Source organism: Dietzia sp. E1, from assembly GCF_014145015.1.
Taxonomy (GTDB): domain Bacteria; phylum Actinomycetota; class Actinomycetes; order Mycobacteriales; family Mycobacteriaceae; genus Dietzia; species Dietzia cinnamea_A.
This window is the reverse complement of sequence record NZ_JAALDU010000230.1, coordinates 1-1359: the sequence shown is the minus strand read 5'-3', so window position 1 is coordinate 1359 and position 1359 is coordinate 1. Positions and strand designations below refer to the sequence as shown.

General features: G+C 71.7%; 1 protein-coding gene. It reads left to right on the top strand.

What is annotated here, in order from left to right; translation table 11 throughout:
* On the top strand, positions 1 to 1277 hold a 1277-nt coding region (locus G6030_RS08700), incomplete at its 5' end, for an NADH-quinone oxidoreductase subunit M (RefSeq protein ID WP_182642860.1).
* Between the last annotated feature and the right edge of the window lie 82 nt (positions 1278 to 1359).

Genomic DNA, 1359 nt, shown 5'->3' with positions numbered 1-1359 from the left:
AGGGGCCGGACGGGCTGGACGGGGCGGACGCGGCGAGCGCGGCACCCGGCCGCCGCGGGCAGGCGTACCCCGCGCTGCTGCTCGCGACGCAGGGACTCGCGCTGGTCGCGTTCACGAGCCTCGACGTACTGCTGTTCTACGTCGCGTTCGAGGCCATGCTCGTGCCGCTGTACTTCCTCATCGGCGGATTCGGCGGCGCGGACTCGGGCAGCGCAGGCTCCGGCGACACCGACCGGGCCCGCGCGGCCGTGCGGTTTCTCCTCTACAACCTGGCCGGCGGGCTGGTCATGCTCGCCGCGGTGATCACCCTCTACATCTACACAGACCGGGCCGGACTAGGCCCCGACGGCCGCGGCACGTTCGACCACCGCCTCATCACCGACGCCGTCGCCGACGGCCGCCTGCAGATCCCGAGCGGCGCGGCGCTGCTGCTGTTCGCCGGGTTCACGCTCGCGTTCGCGATCAAGGCGCCGCTGTGGCCGTTCCACACGTGGCTGCCCGGCGCCGCCGTCGCCGCGACGCCCGCCGCCGCCGTGCTCATGATGGCGGTGGTCGACAAGGTCGGCACCTTCGCGATGCTGCGGTACAGCCTGCCGCTGTTCCCCGGCGCCGCCGACACCGCCACGCCCGTGATGGTGACGCTCGCGGTGATCAGCATCATCTACGGCGGGCTCATGGCGATCGCGCAGACCGACCTGCTGCGCCTCATCGCGTACGCGTCGATCTCGCACTTCGGGTTCATCGTGCTGGGCGTGTTCGCCGCGACGACCCAGTCCGCCGCAGGCGCCACGCTGTACATGGTCAACCACGGCCTCGCCACGGCCGCCCTGTTCCTCGTGGCCGGGTTCCTCGTGCGTCGGCACCGGATCCGCGAGATCGGCTACTACGGCGGCGTCCAACAGGTCGCCCCCGTGCTGGCCGGGGTGTTCCTCGTGGCCGGGCTCGCGACGCTCTCGTTGCCGGGGCTCGCGCCGTTCATCAGCGAGTTCCTGGTGTTCGTCGGCACGTTCGAGGTGTATCCCGTCGCGGCGGTCCTGGCGACGGCGACGTTCGTCCTGGCCGCGGTCTACATCCTGTGGACCTACCAGCGCGTCATGGGCGGGCCCGTCGCGACCGGCCTCGAGACCACGCCCGACCTGACGGTGCGCGAGCGCGTCGTGCTGGCGCCTTTGGTTGTGGCGCTGGTCGTGCTGGGCTTCTACCCGCAGCCCGCGCTGGACGTGATCGACCCGGCGGTCGCGGCGACCGTCGCCCACGTGGAAGGTGCGCCCCGATGACCCCGGACATCGCCTATTCCTCGCTCGTGCCGCTGCTGGTGGTGTTCGGCACGGCGATCGTCTCCGTGCTGGTCGAGGCGTT